The following is a 21,318-nucleotide window of genomic DNA, read 5'->3' as shown; positions in this document are numbered from 1 at the left end:
GCTTCACCTCAAGCTATTGCCTGAGATTACTTGGGTACGATCATCAGCAAAAGGAAAGATGTGATGTTACGGAAGACTTTACTGGGTACCTATCTTTGTAGTTTATTCATTGCGGGGAATGCATATGGTGCTGAAGGAGATGATATTCCTCAGCGCGCCCAAACGGTTGGTGATGTTATTGAGCGCCCAGGCGTTCTCACACCTAAAGGTAAATGGTCATTTGATTCGTCTTTAAGCTATACACAAAACTCTTCAAACAAAGTATCTGTTGTTGGGTATACAGTCTTACCAACTCTGATTGTTGGGCGAATTGAAGTGAGTGATTCGGATAGGACTACAGTAACCGTTGGATTAACTGCTCGGTACGGTTTAACAAACGCCACAGAGTTAGAAGTTAGAGTGCCGTATGTGTATCGTAATGACCAAGTTTCTACGCGCCCCATTCAAGATGGTTCAAACAGTGAAGTAGTAAACACAACGGTGGATGGCGGAGGGCTTGGTGATGTAGAGTTCGCATTGAGGCACCAGTTTAACTTTGAGTCTGCGCCATACTGGGTAGGTGGCCTTAGAGTAAAGTCGGATACAGGACGATCGCCTTATGATGTTTCTATTGAAGATGGAAGCAACTCATTTAGTGATGTCCCTACAGGTTCGGGTTTTTGGAGTTTTGAGCCTAATTTATCTCTTATTCACCCTGTTGATCCTGCGGTCTTGTTCGCTAGTCTAAGTTATATTTATAACTTAGAGGATACTGTTACAGTTGGCGACACAAAAGCTGATGTTGAACTTGGAGACACTATTTCTCTTTCAGGGGGAATGGGGTTTGCGGTGAATCCCGATCTTTCATTCTCTTTAGGACTTAGCCATAAAACTATTTTAAAAAGCAAAGTAAATGGCAGATCGGCAGATGATGCTAAGTTGCTTCAATTAGATGCATTAACTTTTGGTATAAACTATGCCTTTAGTGAACGCTCATCTATCAATGTTAGTGCTCAAGCTGGTCTTACAGAAGATACTCCCGACTTTCAATTAACAGTACGAGTACCTTTTAATTTGTAAAATGGATATTAGGCCTAGGCCCTTGAGTCTTGGGCCTAATTTATCGTTAGCGCCTAGTGTTCGCATTATAAATTGATTGGATTATATTGGATAAAGTAGGTATATATTCTTTAAATGATGGTGGCCGATTGATATATCGAACTTTCTTTTGGTATGTAATCATAGATATCAGTCGTTTCTAATATCAAAGAAGCTTAACGTGACAATTTTTCAGATAAAAATGGAAATGCTCATTGAAGGTGGTTCAATAAGGCGTCTTCTAATTGTTGGTTTGCTTTGATTTCCCGTATTACCCCATTTACTTGAGCATCAATGTCTACGAGCGTGCTAAGTCCAATAATACTGTTATCTTTCGTGTTTTGAATAATATTGATAATACTTGAATTTATAAAGTCTGAACTTATTATATTAGGATTTTGAGACGAAGGCATTTTGGGTGAATCTATAGAATCATCTCCAATAATATTGCCTTCACCAAATTGTATGATGTTAACAATACCCTGGTTGAAAACATCTCCACTTTGATTTTCACTATTTGCGCTAATGTTTTTTAAATTACCATTTTCAATTACTAAGTTGGCAATGTTTGTGTTCAAAATATCATCGCCATTTATAGTCGTAGTAATGCTTAATCCAATATTAATAATATACTCGTCCGTAATTTGGAAACCACCTCGATATTCTTCTAAAGATGAATTTGAAAGAGGAGTAAGTTCTTGCAGGCCAACATCTTTAGCATTCACATTAAAATGAGGTATTAGCATACAAAGCACTAACAAAAATTTATTGTAGTTCATAATGCAGGCCTTTCAGGTTGTTTAGTTCTTAAAGTTATTTAAAACAATGGTATATTAATTTTCACCGGAAACTGGGAGAGTAATGCTAAATACCCCTAAGGAATCTCTAGACACTCCTGTTTTTAATGGTGATCTTTGATATACGGTGAAATTATCATTGGTTATAAAGCTAGACCTTCCCATTTCCGCTTCGTTACGGACCAGTAACACAATTCCTTGGTAATATTTTTCAAACTCATCCAGTTTCATTATCATGGTTCCTCTAGAAGGGTCTCCTAGAATAACTGAGTGATTGTTTATACCTCTGATGACAACAAAATGCATATACCCATCGAAATTAACGAGAGTAATCCCAGGGACGCCGACTTCTTTAATTTTCTCCAATCCTACTTGAAAGCCGTCAGAACGTAACCCTATGGAATCCAAGTAAAACTTCATATCCAACAAAGAAAAACCTTTCTCTTTGATTTTTTCTTTATCACCTTTTTCAAACATGCTTTTGAAGATATCTTGTTCAGATGACTCTGTTGCATAATGAAAAGTGAGAAGAGAAGCCAGGGCGGCAGAGCCACAGCTGAAGTCATACTGTTGGCGAAAAACATCACCGAACACTATTTCTTTGTAGCTTTTAACAGGAACAGAGTAATGTGCTCGGTAAGGTAGCAGTTCTAATGAAATGGCTGATGCTGAATAAACGAGCATCAGCCAAATTAAGTTATTTAATACTTTCATATTGTTTACTTGAGTGTCAGGTTAACGACGGTAGAGTTCTGGATTAAAACGTTGTTTCCGCTGTTCTGAATTACGTTGGATATACCCGAACTGTCTGCGAACGCTCCACTTGATAGTATATTGTTACCACTCACGGTGTTTGACGCGACATTATCTGACGAAATACCATTGATATCTGATTCTGCATAAACCAAGTCGAGTTCAACATTTTGTCCACCTCTTGATTCATTCATGATATCCAAGCTAACTTCTCCGCCAGATAATGCAATGTCATCAGCGAGTGCAGTGCAGGCAACTATCATACTCAAAGTACAGATTGCCAAACGCATCGCTTTCTCCTACTAGTCGGTTACTCACCCCCAGTAAACACACTTGCATTAGTTGTAACAGATTGTTGTACAAGTGAATTTGAACCAGCATTTTGACCAACGGTAGTAATACCAGCTGCACCACCAAGACCACCAAGGGTGTTCATGTTTTCAACTCGAACTCGAGTATCATCCGCGTTAGTTGCATAAATAACTGATGCACCTGTAACACCACCCATTAGGCTTGAGCTCGCAACAACCATATCTGTATCCATATGGACTTGATTGAAGCTATCAACATTTGTTGAGCTCGAGTCACTTTGATAGTTACTATTGTCGTTAAAGCTGTTCGAGTTTGTTGTGCTTGAATCAGCGTAGCTACGGTTATCACTCTGGTTACGGTTGTCGCTTTGATTACGATTATCGCTGTTATCGTTAAAGCTACTGTTGATACTAGAGTCACTGTTGTCGTTGTTGCTACGTCTTACAGTAGTACTAGAGTCGCTGTTGTCGTTGTGGCTTCTATTTGTGTTAGTACTTGAGTCACTACTATCACTATTTAGGCTCACATCAAGATCAGCACTGGTACTGTTGTCGTTAGCGTTAGACGTACTATTGTCGTTGTGGCTTTGAGCTGTGTTAGTGCTCGAGTTTGAGTTGTCGCTGTTGTTATTAAAGCTGTCATCAACACCAAGAGTTGCACTGTTGTCAGTGTCGCTGTTGTCGTTGAAGCTATGACCAATACCTAGTGACGCACTATTATCGCTGTTGTCGTTGAAGCTATCACCAACACCGAGAGATGCGCTATTGTCACTGTTATCATTGAAGCTGCCAGATAAACCGATATCGGTATTAGCGCTGTCAGTCCATTGCATGTTGTCGTCTCCATCATCGATCTCATTCGCGATTAGAGAGCCACTAAATAAAATTGCTGACATTGCTAAAGCAAGCCCTGTTTTGTTTAGAGTCATAACGATTACTCCATTTCCTGTTATTCCTGATTAAAAATGACTGCACTTAACTTCTTGCTGCTTCCTTCAAATGTTGTGGGAAGCGATGAAATTATAAGAAAGGATCAGTGAAAGCTGTTCTCATTATTGAGAATGATTCAGGCTGGAAGGGAGTATTTAGGTGCGTCTCTTTAAGGTGTTAAAGAAAAAAATAACATAATCATAATGTTATTTTTTGTATTTACTTTAAGTACTCATCAAGTATGAAATGAAGCCAATATAAAGAAGTAATTCGTTCTATTGCACTGAGCGGAGCAGTCATCCATTTTTTATAAATGGTATTTTATCCAATTATTATCTTTATTATTTAATATTATAAATCATATCCTTATGCTAACACAGGTTGAAAAGTATGGATAAAAATATAACATGTTCATACTTTTTAAGTCTTTTTCGGTGCTGAAAAGCAATGCGATATCATTCTGAAGTGCTATATTTTCTACTTAAAATGAAGATAAATTCTCTTTGCTATCCCCAATTAATTTTCTAACGGGGGTTGGTGAAACAGGTAAGTTAATGTGGTGGGACTATGGAAAAGAAGCACTTGATACTGCTAGCTGAGAGTAATTTACAAAGTAACTTAATAAAAAAACAGCTGTCTTCCATTCATGATGTCGATGTAAAGATAATGCAACCAGATGAAGTGGTGTTCAGAAGTCACTCACTCAGTATCGATTTGATGTTTATTGATTACGATTTTATGCGTCAGCTTGAAGTACAAGGAAAGTTACCAGATTTTGATCTATTTGGGTGGTCCTTTATGCTTCACAACGTCCCTTGTGAAAAAGTACAAACGGACTTACTGCATTGGAAGTTGTTAAAAGGAATTTTGCTCCGAAGTGCATCAGTGACACATATATGTGATGGCGCGGAATACGTACTGAAAGGTGGGTTGTGGCTACCAAGAATGTACCTAGAGAAGTTAGTCCTCAATTATCGGCATGCAAATTTGTCCGAAGAACAGCAGCATGATGAGTTAACATGCAGAGAAAAACAGATTCTAGAGCTACTTGTGTACGGCATTTCAAATCAACAAATTGCTTCAAGACTTTTTTTATCTGAAAGTACAGTGAAAAGCCATATATACAAGTTGTACAAAAAACTCGATGTCCATTCTCGTCATGATGCGGTTAAGTTGGTAAGAATGAACAATGGCTTAACCGAGAGAAGTTAAGTCACAATTTGTGATGCTCTTTTTATCGGGGTCTGTTCCGTTTTCACTATCTAATCTAAGCAAGGGCACTCGTATTTGAGTGCCCGTGGTTTATCTAGATTCAATAGTTGGCGTATCAGCAGGCTACATCATGCCCGTGACAAGGCCTGCTGCCACAAAAAACACGATCATCCATAGTACCGAAAGGTTGAGCTTTTTGTGTAGATAGAAACCCGCAATCACTAACGCCATGTCGATGGGAGCAACAACTGCGCTGCTAAATACTGGCTGGTAAAGTGCCGCGAGTAGCAACCCTACTACCGAGGCATTTACACCGTTGATGGCGCCGGAGACCAGCGGTTTGCCTGCCAGTGCTTGCCAGTTTTTAAGAACGCCAAGCAGTAAAAGAAACCCTGGGAGGAATACGCCAAGCGTTGCGATCAGAGCGCCTAAAATTGGCGTATCCGAAAGCTCATAACCGATAAAAGTCGCAAAGGTGAACATTGGCCCCGGTACAGCTTGTGCAGCGGCGTAGCCTGTTAAAAATGCATCTTGGCTGAGCTGGTCGCCAACAATGTTTTGCAGAAGCGGCAGCACCACATGACCGCCACCAAACACTAAACTACCAGCTTGGAAAAAATCACTAAACAGCCCAAGCAAAGGTAACGTATGAGCCACTAATGGTAAGCCGAGTAAAAGCACCGCAAATAGAGCCAATGGCGCGATAGACGGTTTAAACGGCTCGGCTGATGACGCGGAGTCTTTCTTCAGATATCGCGTACCGACAAAACCTGCTGCGATCAACACGAACATTTGCGTCATGATGCTTGGTGCCACCAGCAACGCAATCGCAGTCGCGACGCACAAACCCGCGGTCAGTTTACTTTGGCAGAAGTTTTTGTACATGCCCCAAGTCGCATCCGCCACGACGACGACTGCGAGCAGTTTTAGGCCGTGAACGATGTTTTGGAACACTGCGGTGTCGGTGATTTGGCTGCTCACCATCGCCAGCGCCAACATGATGATCACCGAAGGAAGAGTGAATCCGACAAATGCTGCGCATGCGCCACCTAAACCGCCGCGTTTATAACCTAAAGCAAAGCCAACTTGGCTTGAGCCCGGTCCCGGCAAAAACTGACTGAGTGCGACAATTTGCGCGTACTCGCTGTCATCAAGCCATTTCAGTTTCTCAACAAAGGTTTGGCGAAAATAACCAATATGAGCCGCCGGGCCGCCGAAGCTGAACCAACCCAGCCAGAAAAAAGTTTTGAATATGGTGAACATGTCGAGCCTGTTTATCTAAAAAGCATTGTTGCTAATTTATCGAATGCTCTAAAATGACTCAAATTGATGATTTTAATTTCATCTATGAATGAAATGGGATGAGGATGTTGGAGTGAAAGAGGACATTCAGTGGCGCAACATTGACTTGAACTTATTGGTGACGTTTTCCTACTTGTATCGCTATCGAAGCGTTAGCGTCGCGGCAGAGAAAAGTTACGTTAGCCAGTCGGCGATGAGTCATAGTTTGTCTCGTTTAAGGTTGTTGTTTGACGACCCGCTTTTTGAGCGAAAAGGGCACAATATGGAGCCCACCGAGCACGCTCACCACATCGCGCCAACTGTGCATCACTTGTTGGATTCTATCGCCAAAGACTTGCTCACTAAGTCTGCCTTCCAACCTGAAAATTACGCGGGTGTATGTCGCATCGGGTTAACGGATTATGCCGAGTTTATCTTTGCTCCTCGGCTTTATGACGAAATACGCCAGCGCGCCCCAGAGGCGCAGATCAGTTTTATTAACGTCAATCGTAGCAACTACGTGGCATTAACTGAGCACGAAAAGCTCGATGTCATTATTGGCAGCATGCCGGTGTTGGATGACAACTTTGAGAGCTTGTACTTGTACACCGAAAAACACGTGTGCATGTGTGATAAACAGGTGTTGAAAGGGGAAACACTGCTGTCTCTGGAAGCGTTCGCGAACATCGAGCAAGCTCTGGTAAGTCCCGATGGGAGCTTAAAGACACAAGTAGACCAAAAGCTCGCAGAACATGGCTTGAGCCGCAAAGTCACCGTGGCGTCGCGCAACTTTCTCACTATTCGGCATCTATTGAAAAAGCGCGATCTCATTGCCATCGTGCCAGAAAAAATGGCGTTGGCGGAGGGCTTTTCGGACGATCTCATTACTGTTAAGCCGCCGATCGCCGTTGCGGATTTTGATATTGCCATGCTGTGGCATTCCAGCCGAAACAATGAAGACAAAGGCATTTGGCTACGCGAGTTGGTTTCTTCGACCATCACCTCTAAATGATAAACATTTGGGGCACTCATGGTGCTTAGAGTGATTTGTTGTTGAACTTCTTACTACCCGCTGAGTTATCGGCGTTACGCCGAAACAGTACTGATTGTGCAAAATGAATATCTTGGGTTAGGGGGGGATGTTCCAGATTTAATTCATAAAAGAAATTAATGGAAAAGGTATCATTGAGTTGTACCACGTAGTTTAAGCTCTGTTTGAACGTATACATGAAGAGGGAGTAAGCGTCCATCTCGGTATTTTTCCACTAGTAAGTTCACTCCCTGAGTTCCCATCAACTCAGAGTGAATACGAATTGTAGACAACGGCGGAAAGGTAAAGCGAGCAGTAGGAATATCATTCATACTAATCAGCGTAATATCCTCTGGTATCTTTAAGCCAAATTCATGGATTGCACGTACTATGCCAATCGCGATGGAGTCTGAATCAATGAATACTGCTTTCGGGAAGTCACCTTTGGCTAGCATCTCTTTCGCTAAGTTATAACCGGACAAACTAGAGCAGGCACAATAGTGTATATCATGTTCTGCGACCACGCCTTTTAGATAGCCATAGTCCAAAAACACATTTTCACGAGTGTCAGCTGCGTCGTGCTTGTCTTGACCGCCAATATAACCGATGCGGCGGTGGCCTCGTTGTACAAAGAAATCAACTACTTGCCTACTGATTCGAATAAGGTCGACATCAACGCAATCATAAGGGCAGGTTGGATCTGAAAAGTTTATGTAGCAAATGCTATCGGCTAGACGTTTAGGTAATTTATCTACTACCTTTTGGTCGACATTTCCGACTAAAAGGACACCTGTTATCTTTTTCGTTTCAACATCAATTTCACTGTTATAGCAATTGGTTAGCGTAATACCTAATTTGTCGCATTGCGTTTCAATCCCATGACGAATTGATAAGTAGTAAGGGTCATTCACCTCTGTTTCTTGTTTGTAGTTATATAAGGCTAAAAAGTGATGTTTTTGCTTAGCTTCTTTGATGCCTTTCTTCGAGCTACTGGTGCGGTACTCCAGTTTTTCTGCAATTTCCAAAATGCGGTATTTGGTTTCTTCTTTAACGCTCAACGTTGGGTCGTTGTTCAAAACCCGCGATACGGTTGCAAGTGAGACGCCTGCTTCAATGGCGATATCTTTTAGCTTTGCCATGTAAATTTCCCGTTGGCACTGCCCAAGTGTGAGCTCAATAATCTGACTATTTTAAACAGCTACTTAGATATGCACAAACCTTTAGTAAGACAGTCCTAAACACTTTAAATCATCATATCAAGCCAAATTGTTTTCATGAAATAGACTCTATTGAGTAATAAATAAAGCCGTAAACGTAAGGATTATATTGCTGTAAAAATACTGAAAAACGCGACTGGTTTGGAAACTTGCTACTTGTGGTAACTCTAGTACTTAATAGGACTCGAGCTGTTTAGAGTTTAATCAAGCAAACGTTTTATTGTTCATGTTTATGTTTTGTGTCTCATTTTATAAACAAATCAATAGGAAAGTATTCAACTCTATTTATAATCTCCGCGCTTTTAAAAGCTGTCTAACAGTATGAAAAATTAGGAAATTATAATGAAAAAAGTATTGCCATTATTGGCTTTAGGTGCAGTGGTTGCTTCAGCATCAGTTCAAGCAAAAGGTAACTGGTATGTTGGTGCTGATTTGGTAAATTCAGATCTTAAAGTTAAAAGCTTGTCAAAAGATCTTTCTGCGACAGGTCTTAGCCTTGCTGTAGGTAAAGAGCTTCAATATTCAGAAAACTTCAAACTAGCTTTTGAAGGTGAGTACATATACTTTGGCGACTTTGAAGAAACATTTTCTTACATGGGGTGGCCGGTTAAATTTAGTGTTGATGCTTCTGCGTTCAATTTCAATGCGAAGCCTAAATACCAATTTGCAGGTACAGGCTTCTATGTTGGTGCGATTGCTGGCCTTGGTGTAATGAGTGTTTCTTATGAAGTGAAATCATCTAGCACTGTTACCGATGATGGTCGTGATGTAGGCTTTAACTACGGTGTTGAGGCTGGTTATGAGTTCGCTTCAGGTTTGGTTGTATCTGGTGGCTACCGTGCTTCTTCGGTAAGTATTGATGCCGAAAACGGTGGCAGCGAAGATTTTGATTTTGACAGCCTGTACGTTGGTGTTGATTACAAGTTTTAAGCTCGCGTAAGCAAAACATAGATACTAAAAAGGAGCCGTTAGGCTCCTTTTTTTATTAGATTATCAATCAACTCATAATGGTGATCTTGTACGCCTGCAAGGTTGCCATATTTGGGTTGGTGGCGGTCATTTTCTTTCGCGTGTTGCCAGCCAATGGTGTGACGCACAAAATGCTCTGCAAACGCGTGGGAAACTTCCAAGCAACCTGCCAGTACGGTATCAACATAACTTTGCATGATTGGGCTCTTTGCGCATGGTGGTAGTGGCTCGTCTTTTACGTAAACCCAAATGTCGTGTTCTTGGTTAAAACTCGCATCTGTTTCGATTTGATCTGGCTGCAGTTGAATACGATGATAACCTCGCTCACGGCGATCGAATTCTGCGAGCGCTTCTTTATTCACTTCGAGTAAAACGCCATTAACCTGTCCATCGCCTTGGTTCACCACTAATGGAGAGAGGCTGTAGCTGTCGTCAATCTTCCCCCAGTAGCGCACCAGTCCATGAGCAATGACGGGAATGGCTTCTCCCGTTTGTCCGGTTAACTTACGTGACGCAGAATTAATCAAACTGCCATAGCCAAATATGTACATCTTCGTTGCATCCCTTAACTGATGGTTGTGTCTCTCACCGTTTATACCTAACCCGCCTCTGAAGCACAACTTTACCTCTTAAGTATAATCTTAATTATAAACATGTATTTTTTATGCATGTTTGTGGTAGCATCAATATTGTAGTTGAGTCAACCAGCATCAAGAGACGCTTGAGGGCAAGATAATGCTGAATATCACCGATAAAAAAGTGGAAGAAAAAATCCCCGCATGGCTGCGATTAGGCTTTCGGCCGTTTTTTCTGTTTGGGTCGATTTACGCCATTGTTGCGATCGCGTTGTGGGTGTGGATGTTCCAGAGCGGACAGCCAAACGCATTAGCTGTACCGGCATTATGGTGGCACGTACATGAAATGTTGTTCGGTTTTTCGATGGCAATCGTAGTTGGCTTTGTACTGACCGCGGTACAAAACTGGACTGGCATTAATGGTACCAAGCATTACATGCTTCTGGCTTTATTTGGCTTGTGGTTAGTGCCCCGCATATTGCTTTGGACACAAGCACCGTTATGGTTAACCAGCAGTATCGAAGCGGTATTTTTACTGTTTATCGCCTATGAGGTGGGCATTCGTGTGTATCGAGCCAAAGGTTGGCGTAATTTGTTTTTCGTTCCACTGTTTCTTTTGGCCATCTTTGCGAACTTTGCAAGCTACGCAACGATAAAAGGTATGCCGCCCTTTAGCTCTTCAGCGGTGTGGCAAGCAATGCTGTGGTGGTTTACCTTGCTGTTGTCAGTGATGGGCGGACGTGTGATTCCATTTTTTACTGCGCGTCGATTTAATTTCGAAAAAGTGCAACCATTGGCTTGGTTAGAGTGGTTCGCGAACTTGCCATTGGTAATGCTATTTGTGCTGAGCTTTTTCCCTGTGACGTTTGCAGAACTAGGTAGTCCTTTGATGCTATTTGCAGGTGTTGCTCAGTTGGTGCGTTTTGTTCGCTGGAAACCTTGGTTAACCCTGAGCGAGCCTTTAGTGTGGTCGCTGCATGCTGCGTATTTGTGTTTACCACTAAGCTTAATTTTGCGAGGCGTCTGGGGAGATGCATTTGCCAGCCATAACCTCATTCACCTGTTTGCGATAGGTGCGTTAGGCGGTTTGATTTTAGCGATGATTGCACGGGTGACGATGGGACATACTGGTCGCATGATCTACAAAGGGCCAAACATGAGCCTTGCGTTTACAGCGATTACCGCGGCAGCTTTGGTTCGCAGTTTCGCCGTGATCTTTGACCCGGCGAACATGATGCTGTGGATTGATATCAGCGGCGGATTATGGATTGTTGCGTTTGGGCTGTTTGTGTGGCGCTTTGGTGTGATGCTTGTGACCCCTCGTGTGGATGGTCACCCCGGATAAGATTCTAATGTGAGTAGAGAAAAGAGGAGCCGCGTGCTCCTCTTTTGGTTTTTGTTCTTTATAGGTTTAGTGTTTATTCGTCTTCGTCGTCCGCTTTATTCGTGAGCCCCAAGCGTTTAAATAGCCACCACTCTAGACCAAAAATGACAATTAAGGCGATGCAGAACCAGGTGAATGCCATGGTGGATTCCACGCCTGGCATTCCACCAACATTGATACCGAGTAAACCTGTTAAGAAGCTGGTTGGTAGAAAAATCGTTGCTACCAAAGTAAACAGGTAACTGTTTTTATTGGTTTTCTCATCACGATGATGTTTGATCTCTTCTTGGAAAAGCGCCACTTCTCCAAGATAAAACTCAAGTGTTTCATTTATGCGCGTAATATTATTGTGTGCGAAGCGATATTGATGAGGTCTCAAAGCAATCAATTCTGATTCTGACTCCACAAGATCACGGATAGCGTACTGCTGAGGGCGAATAAAACGCTTGATAGAAATCAGTGCTTTTTGAGTCGCCATATGTTTGTACGTCGATTCATCATTCACGTCGAACTGGTTTAGTGTTTCTTCAATTGTATCAAGGTAAATGTCTATTTTACTGTTTAATCCTTCAATGATCTGATGAAGTAAACTAGCAAGACTTTTTGGGCCTTTGTGTTCCGCTAATGCTTGGCGAATCTCCATGATCGCGCGTGATGGAATTTTACGAGTTGAAATGAGTGCGCCTTGAAAGTAGAGAATTCGAATACTAAGCATATCTTCTGGTGATGCATTGCCGTTCATATTGACGCCTCGTAAAATCAACATGAAGTTCTCGTCATCTAAAGGATGGAAAGATGGTCGGCTTTCGTCGGCTAATAGATGATCAACCGTAGCTCGAGGTACTTGGTTTTGCTCCAGCCAACCACGAATATCAGGATGCAGCCGTTCGCAATGGTACCAATGCTTAGCTTGAATTTGCTCTGCCGTGGTGGATTGTTGAGTTGCTTCTGGGGTTGAGAAGTCCCAATGTTCAATCATAAAACCCATTTTCTTTTCCTTGTTTGAGCCGATACCAAAATAACCTCAAGATACTTCTTTCGCGAGAATTGCATTGCCATACAGAGGCAATGCTCTGAGTACGGTACTCTGAAGTCATTGATGCATTATTTTTCAAATGAGTATGATTGTATTTAACGCCAAATGTCTATGAATAGTTGTTCTTATTTGCAATCGAGTGGAGCGCACCAAGGTGTTGTGCTTAAACAACAAAACAATAAAGCCTGCAACTAAGCAGGCTTTATTGTGGGGGGAGGGAGGGGAGCTGTTAGCCAACTTGAGAAAGATTAACCACTTTCTGTTGTAGCTTTTTCTTTAAATAGTCCGTTAAGGCCTGTTTTTCTTCCTCGTTCATGTAAAGACCAAGCTTAGTACGGCGCCATAAAATGTCTTCATCGGTCATTGCCATTTCATGGTTCATTAAGTAATCGATCTCACGTTGGTAAACACCACCGGCTTGTGTCGAGAACGTTTGTCCTAAGTCAGCTTCACTTGTTGTACCTTCCATTAAGTTCCACGTTTGGGTACCAAACTGAGTGACATAACGAAGAATCAATGCTTCTGGCGCCCAAGTGTATTTAGCATGAATTTGTTTCGCTAATTGTTCACGACTACAGCTGAAGTTACCACCAGGAAGGGTTTGGTTGGCCGTCCAGTCTTTACCCATTTCAGGTAGGAACGGAGCAAGTTTCTTCATTGCTGCTTCACCTAACTTACGGTAGGTCGTTAACTTACCACCAAAAACAGAAAGCAGAGGTGCATGGTCGTATTCCGCATCGAGCTCTAGCGTGTAGTCTCGTGTGATTGCTTGCGGAGAGTCAGATTCATCGTCACATAAAGGACGAACACCGCTGTATGTCCAAACTACATCTTCGCGAGTCAACTGGTGGACAAAGTGTTGGTTTACGATATCAATGAGGTAATCGACTTCGTCATCTGAGATCGACACTTCACGTGGGTCACCTTTGTATTCCACATCTGTTGTACCAATGATTGAGAACTTATCTAAGTAAGGAATCATAAATACGATGCGATTGTCTTTGTTTTGAAGAATGTAGGCTTGCGGTTCGTTGTGGATACGAGGAACAACGATGTGCGAGCCTTTGATTAAGCGAATGTTACGAGGAGAGGCTTGCTCTAATCCATCATCAAAGAACTGTTTTACCCAAGGCCCCGCAGCATTGACTAACGCTTTCGCTTTACGTTCGAAACGTTGGTCTGTCATCACATCGTGAATAGTAACATGCCAGATACCACCTTCACGGTGTGCTTTTTCCACGCGGCAGTAGTTACGCACTTCAGCATGGTTTTCGCGAGCCGCAAGAACGTTCAGTAATACTAAACGTGCATCATCAACCCAACAGTCAGAGTATTCGAAACCCGTTTTCATTTCTGGTTTTAGCAAGCCAGATTTCGCAAGGTTGACGGTTTTACTGCCTTGCAGCGTCGTACGTTTACCCAAGTTATCGTAAAGGAAAAGGCCACAACGAATCATCCAAGCTGGGCGTAGGAATGGGCGGTGCGGTAAACGGAAACGCATTGGTAGTGCGACGTGTGGTGCTTTACGAAGAATAACCTCACGCTCTGCGAGCGCTTCCGAAACTAAACGAAACTCGTAGTGTTCAAGGTAGCGTAAACCGCCGTGTATCAGTTTAGAACTTGCTGAAGAAGTCGCAGATGCGAAGTCATTTGCTTCGTATAAGCCAACACTCAAACCTCGGCCAGCTGCGTCTGCTGCAATACCAGCTCCGTTAATGCCGCCACCGATTACGATCAAGTCTAAGGTAGTGGATGAGCTAGTAGTGGAAGCATTATTTTGTATACTCATAAATTTGACCTCTTGGTGAGCGAACGAGCATTTTAGAACATAATGTAATCCTAGCTCAGGTTTCGTTTGTGATCATCTATTATTTTCGTTTGTGAGCGTTTTGTGTGATTTAGACACAAAAAAACCTCTGTCTAATTAAGACAGAGGTCATTTGAGGGGGAGTTATACGATTGACGTTACTCGTTTTCGGAGTTTGATTCGTTAGCTTCAACCACTTCAAGTGGGATAGAAGCTTCCTTCAAAATTGACAAGATTTCTTCTGGTGGCTGCTTATTGGTAAAGATCATGTTGAGCTGTGCAATATTGCCTAGTTTCACCATAGCATTGCGCCCGAACTTGGTGTGGTCTACGGCAAGAAATACACTACGGCTATTGTCAATGATCGCTTGTTTTACCCGGACTTCGTGGTAATCAAAGTCTAATAGCGAGCCATCGAAGTCGATACCGCTAATGCCGAGAATACCAAAGTCGAGACGGAACTGTTTAACGAAATCGAGGGTAGCCTCGCCAACAATACCGCCGTCTCTGCTGCGGACTTCTCCACCCGCTAAGATGACTTTGATTTCAGGGTTAGGGAAAAGAATGGTCGCAACATTGATGTTGTTGGTGACAACACGCAACTGTTTATGATTTTTATTGAGCGCTCGCGCAACTGCTTCTGGTGTGGTGCCGATATCGATGAATAGTGTGGCACCATCTGGAATGTGTTTGACTACCTCGTCTGCAATGACATCTTTTTCATTGAAGTTGAGCGCTTTACGCGTGTTGTAAGATGTGTTTTCAGAACTGAGAGGAATAGTGGCTCCACCGTGATAACGACGAATTTTGTTGTCATCGGCGAGTTCATTGAGATCGCGTCGGATGGTTTGTGGGCTGACATTGAATCTTTCTACCAACTCATCCGTGCTGACATAGCCTTGTTTTTTCACCAGCTCAACAATCTGCTGGTGTCGAGGTATTTGCTTCACTTACCACTCCCTTGTGCATTGGTAACGGCCAATGCTTCAAATTCGAAGCTCTATTGTGCTCGAATTTGCTCGTTGTGAGAAGTAAGCGAGTTCAGGAATCGGGGATAAAGCGCAAAAAGAGCGCACAAATGGCGCTCTTTTTTTCGTATGGAGATGAGATTAATCTTCTTCGTCGTGAAGTTCAGACCAGGTTTGTGCACATTTCACTGCACGTTTCCAGCCCTTGTAACGACGATTGCGTTTTTCTTCATCATCGTGTGGCTCAAAGGTGCGATCAAGTACCGCTTTATTCTGCAACTCATCAATGCTATCCCAGTAACCAACGGCAAGGCCGGCAAGGTAGGCTGCACCAAGAGCGGTAACCTCAGTTACTTGAGGGCGGTGTACTTCTGTGTTCAATACATCGGATTGGAATTGCATTAGGAAGTTGTTCGCTACTGCACCACCATCGACTCGAAGGTTCGCAAGCTTAATGCCTGAGTCAGCTTGCATCGCATCCAGTACGTCACGAGTTTGATAAGCGATGCCTTCCAATGTTGCACGGATGATATGGTTTGAATTCACACCGCGAGTAAGGCCGACAATCGTGCCACGTGCGTAGGCATCCCAGTATGGAGCGCCTAAACCAGTAAATGCAGGCACGACATAAACGCCGTTTGATGTATCCACTTTTGTCGCGAAGTATTCAGAGTCTTCTGCACCGTTTAGGATTTTCAATTCATCGCGTAGCCATTGGATAGAAGCTCCACCCATGAATACGGCACCTTCAAGTGCATAAGCTGGTTCGCCTGCAGGACCACAAGCCAAAGTTGTTAGAAGACCATGTGTCGAAGTGACTTTTTCTTGGCCCGTATTCATTAGCAAGAAACAACCCGTACCGTAAGTGTTTTTCGCTTGACCCGCTTCAACACACATTTGGCCGTAAAGCGCCGCTTGTTGGTCACCTGCTATTCCAGAAATAGGAATACGAGTACCGCCTTTACCACCGATGTTGGTTTTACCGTAAATTTCCGATGAGCGCTTCACTTCTGGCATCATAGATGCTGGGATGCCAAGCTCATCTAACATTTTTTGATCCCAACATAGATCGTTGATGTTAAACAGCATGGTACGCGATGCGTTAGTGTAGTCGGTTACGTGAACGCGACCTTGAGTCATCTTCCAAACTAACCAAGTATCGACAGTACCAAACAACAGCTTACCTGCTTCTGCGTCTTCTCGTGCGCCTTCAACATTGTCCAGAATCCATTTAACTTTGGTACCTGAGAAGTAAGGGTCAAGCACCAAACCAGTGTTGTCACGTACATAGTTTTCGAGACCGCGTGCTTTTAAATCTTCACAGATATCAGCAGTACGGCGACATTGCCATACGATCGCATTGTAAACGGGTTTACCTGTTTCTTTATTCCAGACGATGGTCGTTTCACGCTGGTTAGTAATACCGATAGCCGCTAATTGGTCGCTACGGATACCAGACTTAGCTAGAGCTTCTACTAAGGTAGAGCTTTGTGTTGCCCAGATCTCCATTGGATCATGTTCAACCCAACCAGCTTCTGGATAAATCTGAGTAAATTCGCGTTGCGCGACGCTTACGATGTTCGCATCGTGATCAAGAATCACTGCGCGAGAGCTTGTTGTACCTTGGTCTAGGGCAACAATGTATTTTTGCTCAGTCATGGTAAGAATCCTTTTGTTTCGTTATTTATATTTTAGTAAATGTTCGAGTTACGTCAGTTTTAAGCTCTAGCTTCTTCTGTTTCTTCTTCCGTCTCACATTGGTTTGGAATCGTGCAACCGTGGCCTTGTTGTGGAAGGTAAGCTGCAATCGCTTTTGGATACAACCAACCACCAAAACACGCACCTGCAATCGGAGCAAGTAAAGGCACGATAAAGTAAGGAATGTCTTTTGCACCTGTCAGAGCGTAATCCCAACCTGCGAAGTAAGCGAACAGCTTCGGTCCAAAGTCACGAGCAGGGTTCATCGCAAAGCCTGTTAGTGGGCCAAGTGAACCACCGATGACGGCAATCAAAATACCGATCAATAGAGGGTTCATTGCGCCACGAGCCGCGCCGTTATTTTCATCGCCCAGAGCCAGAATCGCAAACATCAGCACAGCAGTGATAACGAATTCCACAGCAAAAGCACCAAAGAAAGAGAGGGAGGCATGCGGATAGGTTGAGAAGATACCAGCAGTTGCTAGTGCATCTTGGCTGCTGCGAACGAAGTTATGAGCGATTTCGTAGTCGGTGAAAAGGTTGCTGTATAAGCTGTATACCAATGCAGCAGAACAGAATGCCCCAAGCATTTGAGCGATAATGTATGGCACCACTTTCGCCTTATCAAAACCATGGAACATAGCAAGTGCGATGGTAACGGCAGGGTTGATGTGTGCACCAGAGACGCCAGCCGTACAGTAAATCGCGATGGCGACACCGAAGCCCCATACAATACTGATTTCCCATTGTCCAAATGATGCGCCTGTTAGAACTAAGGCTGCAACACAGCCTACGCCGAAGAAAATAAGTAGTCCTGTACCGATAAACTCGGCCAAACATTCTCCAAGCAGAGAGGGGTGTTTGTTCGTTGTCATGTTAAAAGTCCTTTGATCATTTTTGCCTGTCTAGCACGATACTATTGTGCATATATAAACGTTTGCGAAAACAAACGAGCGTTAAAAATGAGCGTTTGAGCATAAATTTGTTAATCAAAGTCTTCGTTTTTGTTAAATGGCGCATCTTTTAACCGGAAAAGAACACAACGAAAATAATTTATTTGTCACGAGGCCAGTGATGAGAGCGCTCAAATTACCGATGTGAAAAAGAATGCACAACTGGTAAGAGGAGTTTTGTGAAGCTGCTACGTGCTTGGAGATTTATTACACAGAACTTGTGCAGCAGTTAACCCTAAAGGAGTAGGAGAATGTCAAATGTATCAAGGGCTAGCAGTGATATAAAAAAATACGCTGTCATGTTTGGACTTTTAGAAAAATCGTCATCCCATTGATACCAATAGGATGAGTTGAGAAGAGAATAAACGCTGTTAATGTCTTGTGTTTGTGAATCATTGCTTCGGCTTGTATTCAAATAAAAATTGTTTTTTTTATTTCGTTTGATGCTAAACGTGATCGTTTTTCAGCTTTTTAGTTATTAGTTGGTTCGGAGCGAGTAGGGCAGGCGTAAATCGCCCTTTTTACGGTTAGTTTATGTTCTAATTCGAGCCTTTGTTTCAAAGGTTTCGAATTGGAATGCTCAAGTGAGAGGTTTGAATGTCAGTTTCATATTAACGAATCTTGAGTAAAGTTGAACGATGATCTAATTAATGCTCATATAATTTACTGTATTTACTTATATTTAATCCATGTGCAACATTTGTCACAGAAATAAAATCCTAACTCCATACAATTCATGAACTTTCGAACGAAGATTTATTTTGTTTCGTTCGCTCCTTTTGTGTTTTTACCATCGCATACAAAATAATGAGGTTCCTATGTTTGGAATATTCAAACCTAAGGCGCACATTGATCGTCTGTCCCCTGGCAGCATCGATAGCACCTACTCTCGCCTCCGTTGGCAACTCTTTATCGGTATCTTTGTTGGCTACGCCGGTTACTATCTAGTTCGTAAAAACTTCAGTTTGGCGATGCCTTATCTTATCGAGCAAGGCTTTAGCCGCGGAGACTTAGGTGTCGCCTTGGCAGCTGTTTCCATTGCATATGGTCTCTCTAAGTTTCTAATGGGCAGCGTTTCAGACCGCTCCAACCCTCGCTATTTCCTTAGTGGCGGCCTATTGATGTCTGCATTAGTGATGTTTTGCTTTGGCTTTATGCCATGGGCGACTGGTAGCGTCACTGCGATGTTCATTTTGCTTTTCTTAAACGGTTGGTTCCAAGGGATGGGGTGGCCTGCTTGTGGCCGAACCATGGTGCACTGGTGGTCACGTAAAGAGCGTGGTGAGATCGTTTCGGTTTGGAACGTGGCGCACAACGTGGGTGGCGGCTTGATTGGTCCACTATTTATTCTTGGCCTATGGGCATTTAACGATGATTGGCGCACTGCATTTTATGTTCCTGCATTTTTCGCCACGTTGGTTGCTGTGTTTGTTTGGATGACGGTTCGCGATACCCCTCAGTCTTGTGGTCTGCCTCCGATTGAAGAGTACAAAGACGATTACCCAGATGACTATGACAAGTCCCATGAACAAGAAATGACAGCGAAGGAAATCTTCTTCAAATACGTCTTCAACAACAAACTTCTTTGGTCGATTGCAATTGCAAACGCATTTGTTTACCTAATTCGTTACGGCGTACTGGACTGGGCACCGGTTTACCTAAAAGAAGCGAAGGATTTCTCGGTAGATAAATCGTCATGGGCTTATTTCTTATACGAATGGGCTGGCATTCCAGGAACACTATTGTGTGGTTGGATCTCTGACAAATTGTTCAAAGGTCGTCGTGCACCTGCTGGTATCTTATTTATGGTTCTAGTGACAGTTGCAGTGATGGTTTATTGGTTTAACCCTGCGGGCAACCCAACAGTAGATATGATGGCGCTTATTGCAATTGGCTTCCTAATCTATGGTCCGGTTATGCTGATCGGTTTGTACGCACTTGAACTCGCTCCGAAGAAAGCCGCAGGTACTGCCGCTGGTCTTACTGGTTTGTTTGGATACCTGGGTGGGGCAGTTGCCGCAAACGCGATTTTGGGCTACACCGTAGACCACTTTGGCTGGGATGGTGGCTTTATCATCTTAGTGGGTTCTTGTATTACTTCTATCGTGTGTTTGATGTACGCCTTCTTAGGTGAACGTGCGCACCACGAGCAAAAAGAGCGCGAGAAGGAAGCGCTAGCGTAATATTTATTTAAAGAGGCAGTGGAATACTGCCTCTTCGCTTTATCAAGGAAATAACAATGAAAACAAAGTCAGTATGTCTTACTTTTTTAGCACTTAGCCTCTCTGCTGGTGCGATTGCGAAGCCGCTTGTCATTGCGCACCGTGGCGCATCGGGCTACTTGCCTGAGCACACGCTAGAAGCCAAAGCACTTGCTTACGCAATGAAACCTGACTACATAGAACAAGATGTGGTAATGACGAAAGACGACCAGTTGGTCGTGTTGCATGACCATTATCTCGATCGCGTAACGGATGTTGCGGAGCGTTTTCCTGATCGTGCACGTAAAGATGGTCGTTATTACGCGATTGATTTCACTCTGGCGGAAATCAAATCCTTGCGAGCTACCGAAGGGTTCAACATCGATGAGAAAGGCAACAAAGTAGCGGGCTATCCAACCCGATTCCCTATGTGGAAATCTGACTTCACCGTGCCGACGTTTGCTGAAGAGATTGAGCTGATCCAAGGCTTAAACAAAACGCTGGGTTATGACATCGGTATTTACCCAGAAATTAAAGCGCCTTGGTTCCATCGTCATGAAGGTAAGGACATTTCTAAAGCAGTACTTAAAGTCTTGAAGCAGTACGGTTACGGCTCTCAAGACGACAAAGTCTACCTTCAGTGTTTTGATGCGAATGAACTTCAACGCATCAACAGTGAACTCATGCCTGCAATGGACATGGACTTAAAGCTCGTTCAGCTTATGGCTTACACGGACTGGAACGAAACTATGGTGTACAAAGGCGACAAGGCAACACCATACAGTTATGACTGGATGTTCGAAGCCGACGGAATGAAGAAAGTAGCGAGTTACGCGGAAGGAATTGGACCTTGGAAGCCGATGCTGGTGGATGATAAGTCAACCAAAGACAATATCATCATCAAGCCGTTGATGAAGGCTGCAAAAGACGCTGGCTTGCAAGTGCATCCATACACGTTCCGCGCCGATCCAGGACGCATTCCAGCGTACACTGACAGCTTTGAAGGCATGATGGATGTGTACTACAACCAAGTAAAAGTGGATGGTTTGTTTACTGATTTCCCAGATAAAGCGGTCAGCTTTTTAAATCAGTAATCACGCATTTTTCTTTAAGCTAAAA

General features: G+C 43.2%; 19 protein-coding genes. 7 read left to right on the top strand and 12 right to left on the bottom strand.

Annotated elements, in window-relative coordinates; all coding sequences use genetic code 11:
* The first annotated feature begins 63 nt into the window (after positions 1 to 63).
* Complete coding sequence (locus H9L11_RS03190) at positions 64 to 1,059, top strand: transporter (protein ID WP_005380160.1); 996 nt, start codon at positions 64 to 66, stop codon at positions 1,057 to 1,059.
* Between the two features lie 230 nt (positions 1,060 to 1,289).
* Here the strand turns inward: H9L11_RS03190 and H9L11_RS03185 are convergent, their stop codons facing one another.
* The 4 genes from H9L11_RS03185 to H9L11_RS03170 are packed head-to-tail and all read right to left on the bottom strand — an operon-like array spanning position 1,290 to position 3,867.
* The gene (locus H9L11_RS03185; protein WP_064376472.1) at positions 1,290 to 1,856 is read right to left on the bottom strand and encodes a hypothetical protein; all 567 of its coding nucleotides are present in this window, start codon (positions 1,854 to 1,856) and stop codon (positions 1,290 to 1,292) included.
* Between the two features lie 54 nt (positions 1,857 to 1,910).
* The gene (locus tag H9L11_RS03180) at positions 1,911 to 2,588 is read right to left on the bottom strand and encodes a C39 family peptidase (RefSeq protein WP_005380165.1); all 678 of its coding nucleotides are present in this window, start codon (positions 2,586 to 2,588) and stop codon (positions 1,911 to 1,913) included.
* Positions 2,589 to 2,593: 5 nt separating this feature from the next.
* Positions 2,594 to 2,917 carry a hypothetical protein gene (locus tag H9L11_RS03175; protein ID WP_005380167.1) on the bottom strand — a complete coding sequence of 108 codons (324 nt, stop codon included), beginning with the start codon at positions 2,915 to 2,917 and terminating at the stop codon, positions 2,594 to 2,596.
* A gap of 20 nt (positions 2,918 to 2,937) precedes the next feature.
* The gene (locus H9L11_RS03170) at positions 2,938 to 3,867 is read right to left on the bottom strand and encodes a hypothetical protein (RefSeq protein ID WP_005391691.1); all 930 of its coding nucleotides are present in this window, start codon (positions 3,865 to 3,867) and stop codon (positions 2,938 to 2,940) included.
* Positions 3,868 to 4,435: 568 nt separating this feature from the next.
* Between H9L11_RS03170 and H9L11_RS03165 the strand changes: the two genes are divergently transcribed.
* Positions 4,436 to 5,080 carry a response regulator transcription factor gene (locus H9L11_RS03165; RefSeq protein ID WP_005380169.1) on the top strand — a complete coding sequence of 215 codons (645 nt, stop codon included), beginning with the start codon at positions 4,436 to 4,438 and terminating at the stop codon, positions 5,078 to 5,080.
* Positions 5,081 to 5,203: 123 nt separating this feature from the next.
* On the opposite strand, the gene chrA is transcribed toward H9L11_RS03165, so the two are convergent.
* On the bottom strand, positions 5,204 to 6,343 hold the full coding sequence (chrA, locus tag H9L11_RS03160) for a chromate efflux transporter (protein WP_017820434.1): 1,140 nt from the start codon (positions 6,341 to 6,343) through the stop codon (positions 5,204 to 5,206).
* A gap of 88 nt (positions 6,344 to 6,431) precedes the next feature.
* On the opposite strand from chrA, the gene H9L11_RS03155 reads away from it, so the two are divergent.
* Entirely contained in the window at positions 6,432 to 7,373 is a 942-nt protein-coding gene (locus H9L11_RS03155; protein WP_064376473.1) for a LysR family transcriptional regulator, read from the top strand.
* A gap of 170 nt (positions 7,374 to 7,543) precedes the next feature.
* Here H9L11_RS03155 and ebgR read toward each other — a convergent pair whose 3' ends face one another.
* Positions 7,544 to 8,530 (bottom strand): transcriptional regulator EbgR, encoded by a 987-nt coding sequence (ebgR, locus tag H9L11_RS03150; protein ID WP_025768213.1) that lies wholly within the window; start codon positions 8,528 to 8,530, stop codon positions 7,544 to 7,546.
* Positions 8,531 to 8,950: 420 nt separating this feature from the next.
* Between ebgR and H9L11_RS03145 the strand changes: the two genes are divergently transcribed.
* Positions 8,951 to 9,538 carry an outer membrane beta-barrel protein gene (locus H9L11_RS03145; protein WP_017820436.1) on the top strand — a complete coding sequence of 196 codons (588 nt, stop codon included), beginning with the start codon at positions 8,951 to 8,953 and terminating at the stop codon, positions 9,536 to 9,538.
* 38 nt (positions 9,539 to 9,576) lie between these two features.
* Here H9L11_RS03145 and H9L11_RS03140 read toward each other — a convergent pair whose 3' ends face one another.
* Entirely contained in the window at positions 9,577 to 10,128 is a 552-nt protein-coding gene (locus H9L11_RS03140) for a gamma-glutamylcyclotransferase family protein (RefSeq protein ID WP_042521366.1), read from the bottom strand.
* Positions 10,129 to 10,312: 184 nt separating this feature from the next.
* On the opposite strand from H9L11_RS03140, the gene H9L11_RS03135 reads away from it, so the two are divergent.
* Positions 10,313 to 11,497, top strand: coding sequence for an NnrS family protein (locus H9L11_RS03135; RefSeq protein ID WP_205390990.1), 1,185 nt, complete (start codon positions 10,313 to 10,315; stop codon positions 11,495 to 11,497).
* A gap of 73 nt (positions 11,498 to 11,570) precedes the next feature.
* On the opposite strand, the gene H9L11_RS03130 is transcribed toward H9L11_RS03135, so the two are convergent.
* The 5 genes from H9L11_RS03130 to H9L11_RS03110 all read right to left on the bottom strand — a co-directional run bounded on the left by H9L11_RS03130 (position 11,571) and on the right by H9L11_RS03110 (position 17,920).
* Complete coding sequence (locus H9L11_RS03130; protein WP_005391702.1) at positions 11,571 to 12,524, bottom strand: CorA family divalent cation transporter; 954 nt, start codon at positions 12,522 to 12,524, stop codon at positions 11,571 to 11,573.
* Between the two features lie 277 nt (positions 12,525 to 12,801).
* Entirely contained in the window at positions 12,802 to 14,361 is a 1,560-nt protein-coding gene (gene glpD / locus H9L11_RS03125) for a glycerol-3-phosphate dehydrogenase (RefSeq protein WP_033905559.1), read from the bottom strand.
* A 176-nt stretch (positions 14,362 to 14,537) separates the two neighbouring features.
* A complete protein-coding gene (locus H9L11_RS03120) occupies positions 14,538 to 15,329 on the bottom strand; it encodes a DeoR/GlpR family transcriptional regulator (protein WP_005380192.1) in 792 nt (263 codons plus the stop codon).
* A 159-nt stretch (positions 15,330 to 15,488) separates the two neighbouring features.
* Positions 15,489 to 17,006: a glycerol kinase GlpK gene (gene glpK / locus H9L11_RS03115; RefSeq protein ID WP_005380193.1), complete on the bottom strand. Its 1,518-nt coding sequence runs from the start codon at positions 17,004 to 17,006 to the stop codon at positions 15,489 to 15,491.
* Between the two features lie 59 nt (positions 17,007 to 17,065).
* On the bottom strand, positions 17,066 to 17,920 hold the full coding sequence (locus tag H9L11_RS03110) for an MIP/aquaporin family protein (RefSeq protein WP_005380195.1): 855 nt from the start codon (positions 17,918 to 17,920) through the stop codon (positions 17,066 to 17,068).
* An 896-nt stretch (positions 17,921 to 18,816) separates the two neighbouring features.
* Between H9L11_RS03110 and glpT the strand changes: the two genes are divergently transcribed.
* Together glpT and glpQ are read left to right on the top strand one after the other, a co-directional pair.
* Positions 18,817 to 20,181: a glycerol-3-phosphate transporter gene (glpT, locus tag H9L11_RS03105; RefSeq protein WP_005380199.1), complete on the top strand. Its 1,365-nt coding sequence runs from the start codon at positions 18,817 to 18,819 to the stop codon at positions 20,179 to 20,181.
* Positions 20,182 to 20,237: 56 nt separating this feature from the next.
* Complete coding sequence (gene glpQ / locus H9L11_RS03100; protein WP_205390989.1) at positions 20,238 to 21,293, top strand: glycerophosphodiester phosphodiesterase; 1,056 nt, start codon at positions 20,238 to 20,240, stop codon at positions 21,291 to 21,293.
* Positions 21,294 to 21,318: the final 25 nt, after the last annotated feature.

This window comes from Vibrio sp. sp1, assembly GCF_016920955.1.
Taxonomy (GTDB): domain Bacteria; phylum Pseudomonadota; class Gammaproteobacteria; order Enterobacterales; family Vibrionaceae; genus Vibrio; species Vibrio alginolyticus.
Note: the sequence above shows the minus strand (reverse complement) of the source record. Positions and strands in the feature narration are given on the sequence as shown.